Source organism: Skermanella sp., assembly GCF_059503625.1.
Genome location: NZ_JCACHA010001102.1, coordinates 1 through 5,458, shown reverse-complemented (window position 1 = coordinate 5,458; position 5,458 = coordinate 1). Strand labels below are relative to the sequence as shown.

The window sequence follows — 5,458 nt, the reverse complement described above, 5'->3', positions numbered from 1 at the left end:
TCGCAATATGGCTGGCAATCGGCGGCATCGCCGTACTTGCCGGCGGCGTAGGCTACGCGTCCCTGATCGAGGACCAGCGGGAACTTCCCGACGTGGAACTGGCGGCCGTCGATCGGGGCACCATCGTCCGTACCATCGCCGCGACCGGAACGCTCAACGCGGTCGGGCTGGTCCAGGTCGGATCGGCCGTCTCCGGACGTATCCTCTCGCTCGATGCCGACTTCAACTCCGTGGTCCGTCGGGATCAAGTCGTCGCCCAGATCGCTCCCGAAGGCTTCGCTGCCCGCGTTGCCGAGGCGACCGCCCAGCGCGACGTCGCCGCCTCCGGCATCTCCGCCGCCAAGGCGCAGCTGGCGCGGGCACGTGCCGATGCCGAGAACGCCCGGGCAACCCGCCAAGTCCTGGAAGCCAGGGCCCGGAGCGCCCAGTCGGTCTCCGATCAGGCGAGACGCGAGTTGCAGCGGGCGTCGGCTTCCGGCCGGGCCGACTATGTCGCGGTGGCGGAGCGGGAGCGGGTCACCAGCGCCTTCGATCAGGCTCAGGCTGCCCTTGCGGCGGCCCAGGCGGAGCACAACGCCCAGATCACCGTAATCCAGGGAGCGGAAGCTTCGGTCAGCGCCGCCGAAGCCCAGGTCATGGTAGCGGAAGCCACGCTTCAGCAGCGGGTCGCGGCGCTGGCTCAGGCGCAGGTCGATCTGGACCGGACGGTGATCCGCTCCCCCATCGACGGCGTGGTGATCGAGCGGAACGTCGATGTCGGCCAGACGGTCGCCGCCAGCCTGGAAGCTCCCGTGCTCTACACGATCGCCCGCGACCTTCGCCGGCTTCAGGTCGAGACTTTCGTCGACGAAGCGGATATCGGCGCAGTCCAAGCCGGGCAGTCCGTCAGCTTCACCGTCGCCGCTTTCCCCGGCATGGAGTTCACCGGCACCGTCGCACAGGTCAGGAAGGCGCCGCAGGTCATCCAGAACGTAGTGACATATGTTGTCGTCATCACGGCCGGCAATGACACCTTGCAGCTCTATCCCGGCATGACGGCCATGGTCGATATCAAGGTGACGGAACACCGCGATGTCCTGCGCGTCCCGTCCGCCGCCCTGCGCTTTCGCCCGACGCCGTCCCTCCCCTCGCCCGCCCCCCGGCGCGCCGGCGAGAGCGAAGTCTATGTACTCGACTCGAAGGGCCTGTTCACGGCAGTCCCGGTCAAGGTCGGCATCGCGGATACCGGATTCAGCGAGATCGCCGGCGGCACGCTGACCGAAGGCCAGCAGGTCGTCGTCGGCCGCAAGCCGTCCGCCGGCGGAGCCGGAACGTGAGCGCGCTCCTCGAAGCGATCGATCTGAAGAAGCAGTACAGCATGGCTGGCCAGACGGTCCACGCACTCAGGGGCATCAACCTGACGATCGATGCCGGCGACTACGTCGCCGTGATGGGTCCGTCGGGTTCCGGCAAGTCCACCTTCATGAACATCCTCGGCTGCCTCGACACTCCCAGCGCCGGCCAATACCTGCTCGACGGCGACGAGGTCGGACGGCTGCCGGAGCAGCAGCGGGCCAGGATCCGCAACGGCAAGCTCGGCTTCGTCTTCCAGAGCTTCCATCTGCTACCGACACACACCGCGCTGGAGAACGTCGAGCTGCCGCTGACTTACGCTCCCGTCGCTGCCCGCGAACGGCGGGAACGGGCGATGCGCCATCTGGCTGCCGTCGGTCTTGCGGACCGGGCGCATCACCGCCCGGCCGAACTCTCCGGCGGGCAGCAGCAGCGCGTCGCCATCGCCCGTTCGCTGGTCAACGATCCGCGTATCCTGCTGGCGGACGAACCGACCGGAGCGCTCGATCAGGCCACGGGGGCGGAGATCATGGCGCTGTTCCAGTCCCTCAACGACGAGGGGCGTACCGTCGTCCTGGTTACCCATGACCGGGGTGTCGCCGAGCATGCCAAGCGCCGGATCGCCTTCCGCGACGGGCAGGTGATGGAGGACAGTGCTGCATGATGATGGCCATGCGCACCGCAGTCCGCGCCCTCTGGCTGCACCGTCTCCGCAGCATCCTGACGATGACCGGCATAGCGGTCGGCATAGCGGCGGTGATCCTGATGGTCGCCATCGGCACCGCGACCCAGAAACAGGTGATCGACCAGATCCAAAATCTGGGCGCCAACGTCATGATGGTGGTGGCCGGTCAGAGGACCGGTCCCGGCGGCGTCCGTCTCAGCGGCGATACCAACGTCCTGCTGACGGAGGACGACGCGGTGGCGGTTCGTACGCAGCTTCCGTCGGTCCGCGAAGTCGGCGCCACGTGGTGGGGCAGCGGTCAGGCGATCAATGGGAATCGCAACTCCTGGTCGCGAATGCACGGAATTACGGCGGGCTTCATGGAGGTCCGGGCATGGCCCGCGATATTCGGCCGGCTGATCACCGACGAAGACAATGCCGCGGTCGCCAAGGTGGCGCTACTGGGCCAGACGGTCGTGAAACGGCTGTTCGAACCGGGAGAGGATCCGGTCGGTCAAGTCATCAGGCTGCGCAACGTGCCGTTTCAGGTGATCGGGGTGCTTGCTTCCAAGGGCCAATCGACTCAGGGCTGGGATCAGGACGACGTCGTCTACGTGCCGCTGGCGACAGCCCGCATGCGCCTCAACAACAAGCCCGCTCCCCAGGTCCAGTCCGCCAGCGCTATCGCCGGCAAGAAACGGTTCGACGGCAGCGGCAAGACAGGCTTCCAGAAGGTCGAGCAGGTCAAGGCCAACCCGTCAGTCGTGTTCGCAGGCGCCGTCAACTCGATCATGATCCAGGCCCATGACGCCGGCAGTCTGCGGACCACGACCGAAGAAGTCCGCGAACTGCTTCGGCAGCGCCACAGGCTGATGCCGGGGGAGCCGGACGACTTCGACATCCGGAACCTGTCGGAAGTCGCCGAAGCCCGCGCCGCCTCGGCCCGGATCCTGACGGCGCTGCTGATCGGGATCGCGGCCCTGTCGCTTCTGATCGCCGGCATCGGCATCATGAACATCATGCTGGTTTCCGTGACCGAGCGGACCGCCGAGATCGGCCTCCGCCTCGCTGTCGGTGCCGGCCGCCGGGATATCCTGTCGCAATTTCTGATTGAGGCTGCGGCGCTGGCGCTGGTCAGCGGATTGCTGGGCGTCCTGCTCGGCTTCGGCGGAGTCCTGGCCGTCGACGCCCTGACTCAGATCGCCCCCCGGATCGATCCCCTGACGGCATTGGGAGCGTTCCTGGGGGCCGGGCTGATCGGAGTTACCTTCGGACTCTATCCGGCATGGCAGGCCTCAAGGCTGGACCCTATCGCCGCATTGCGGCGGGTCTGACCGCTTACTTGAACACGAGCGCCGGCAGCCACGTGGCAAGTTGGGGGAATATCCAGACCAGGGCCAAGCCGGCCATCTGAAGGGCCACGAAAGGAACGACGCCCCGGTAGATCTGGTTGGTTTCGATCGACGCCGGTGCGACACTCCGCAGGTAGAACAGGGAGAACCCGACCGGCGGGGTCAGGAAGCTGGTCTGAAGATTGATGCCGACCATGACGCCGAGCCAGACCGGATCGATTCCCATCTGCAACAGGATCGGCGCCGTCAGGGGCATCACGATGAAGATGATCTCGAACGTGTCCAGGATGAAGCCCAGGACGAACATCAGGAACATCACGAACAGAACGGCCCCGGTCGCTCCTCCCGGCAGCGCCGTCAGGAACTCCTCCAGCAGCGCGTCTCCCCCCAGGGTCCGGAAGACCAGCGCGAACATGGAGGCGCCGAACAGGATCACGAACACCATGGACGTGATCTGCATGGTCGACATCATGACATGCCGCAGGATCGCGTAGCTGAACTGGCGCCTGACGGCGGCCAGCAGCATGGCTCCGACGGCGCCGACCGACGCCGATTCGGTCGGCGTCGCGATGCCGGCCAGGATCGAGCCAAGCACCGCGACGATCAGCGCCAGCGCCGGGATGAGTGCCACGGCGACGTTCTTCGGAAGGTCGCGGCGCTCTTCGGCCGTCATCTCCAGCGCCGGAGCGGCCTGCGGCCGGAAGATCGCGACCAGGATGGTCCAGCCCATGTAAAGACCGACCAGGATGAAGCCGGGGATGAAGGCGCCGACGAACAGGTCGCCGACGGAAACCGGGTTGGGAGCGAAGTTGCCGAGCGCCATCTGAGCCTGGGCGTTGGCTCCCTGGAGGATGTCACCCATGAAGATCAGGACGGTCGACGGCGGGATGATCTGGCCGAGCGTGCCGGATGCGCAGATGATGCCGCAGGCGAGTTTCGGATCGTAGCCGGCCTTCAGCATGGCGGGCAGGCTCAGCAGTCCCATGGTGACGACGGTAGCGCCGACAATTCCGGTCGAGGCGGCCAGCAAGGCGCCGACCATGATCACCGACAGGCCAAGACCGCCGCGCAGACTGCCGAAGAGCTGCGCCATCGTCACCAGGAGCTGTTCCGCGATCCGGGACCTTTCCAGCATGACGCCCATGAAGACGAACAGCGGAACGGCAACCAGCACCTCGTTGACCATGGCGCCCACGTAGCGTGAAACCAGGGTGCCGAACAGGGCCGGGTTGAAGGCGTCGAACTGCCAGCCGATGCCGGCGAAGATCAGGGACGTGCCCGCAAGAGTGAAGGCGACGGGAAATCCCAGCATGAGGACCGCCACGACACCGAAGAACATGGCGACGCTCAGCGCCTCGCCGATCAGGATGCTGTCCACGGGATCAGGCCCCTTCCAGGTTTTCGGCGGGCGGAAGATCGCGCGGGGACAGGAGCGTCCTGTTGCCGGTGATGATCAGGATGCTGCGCGCCGCGATCGAAAGGCCCTGGAGCCCGACGAGGACAGCGAAGGCGATCAGGCAGCTTTTGATGACATAGAGGCCATGCATGCCGCCGACATTCTGCGACCGCTCCTGAAGCACCCAGGACCGGACGACATAACCCCAGCCCCAGTAGACGAGGATCGTCACGAAAGGCAGCAGAAGCAGCAGGACGCCAAGGAGGTCGAGCCAAGCCTTGTAGCGCTCGCTGGCCGGCCGGTAGAAGATATCGACTCGGACGTGGTGGTCATGCAGCAGTGCATAACCCGCACCAAGGGTGAAGGCTATGGCATGGAGCCAGACATAGATGTCCTGCATCCATACGAACCCGATGTTGAAGGCGTAGCGCAGCACCACGACGGAAAAGCAGACCAGGACGACACCAAGGGTCAGCCACGAAACCGTGCGCCCGATCCACTCGTTGAGCTGGTTGACGATGCGCACGAATAAAGCCAGCGCCGACAAGCGCGCCCTCCCCTTACTTGATGCACCCTGATTGATAACCGGGCCAACAGTTGGTGGTGGTAGCGGTTGCCGGTGGTGCGGTCCAGGCAAAAAAGCAGCGGCTTTCCGGCGGGAAAGCCGCTGCTCGGTGAGACTACTACGATTAAAAGTGCATCAGGCCTTCCCCA

5 protein-coding genes are annotated in these 5,458 nt (G+C 65.6%); 3 read left to right on the top strand and 2 right to left on the bottom strand.

Annotation, left to right across the window (positions count from 1 at the left end; translation table 11 throughout):
• The 3 genes from AC5JJ6_RS39625 to AC5JJ6_RS39615 all read left to right on the top strand — a co-directional run.
• A partial coding sequence (locus tag AC5JJ6_RS39625) for an efflux RND transporter periplasmic adaptor subunit (RefSeq protein ID WP_496047312.1) occupies positions 1-1,316 on the top strand: 1,316 nt, incomplete at its 5' end.
• Complete coding sequence (locus AC5JJ6_RS39620) at positions 1,313-1,996, top strand: ABC transporter ATP-binding protein (protein WP_496047311.1); 684 nt, start codon at positions 1,313-1,315, stop codon at positions 1,994-1,996. The genes AC5JJ6_RS39625 and AC5JJ6_RS39620, both read left to right, overlap by 4 nt.
• Positions 1,993-3,330 carry an ABC transporter permease gene (locus tag AC5JJ6_RS39615; RefSeq protein WP_496047310.1) on the top strand — a complete coding sequence of 446 codons (1,338 nt, stop codon included), beginning with the start codon at positions 1,993-1,995 and terminating at the stop codon, positions 3,328-3,330. Before AC5JJ6_RS39620 ends, AC5JJ6_RS39615 begins: the two co-directional genes overlap by 4 nt.
• 4 nt (positions 3,331-3,334) lie before the next feature.
• On the opposite strand, the gene AC5JJ6_RS39610 is transcribed toward AC5JJ6_RS39615, so the two are convergent.
• Positions 3,335-4,726, bottom strand: a complete 1,392-nt coding sequence (locus tag AC5JJ6_RS39610; protein WP_496047309.1) for a TRAP transporter large permease — start codon at positions 4,724-4,726, stop codon at positions 3,335-3,337.
• A gap of 4 nt (positions 4,727-4,730) precedes the next feature.
• On the bottom strand, positions 4,731-5,291 hold the full coding sequence (locus AC5JJ6_RS39605; RefSeq protein WP_496047308.1) for a TRAP transporter small permease subunit: 561 nt from the start codon (positions 5,289-5,291) through the stop codon (positions 4,731-4,733).
• Between the last annotated feature and the right edge of the window lie 167 nt (positions 5,292-5,458).

Bases quoted from the DNA above. Each gene is read 5' to 3' on its own strand.
- AC5JJ6_RS39615 (WP_496047310.1), top strand. From the start codon at position 1,993: ATGATGATGGCCATGCGCACCGCAGTCCGCGCCCTCTGGCTGCACCGT.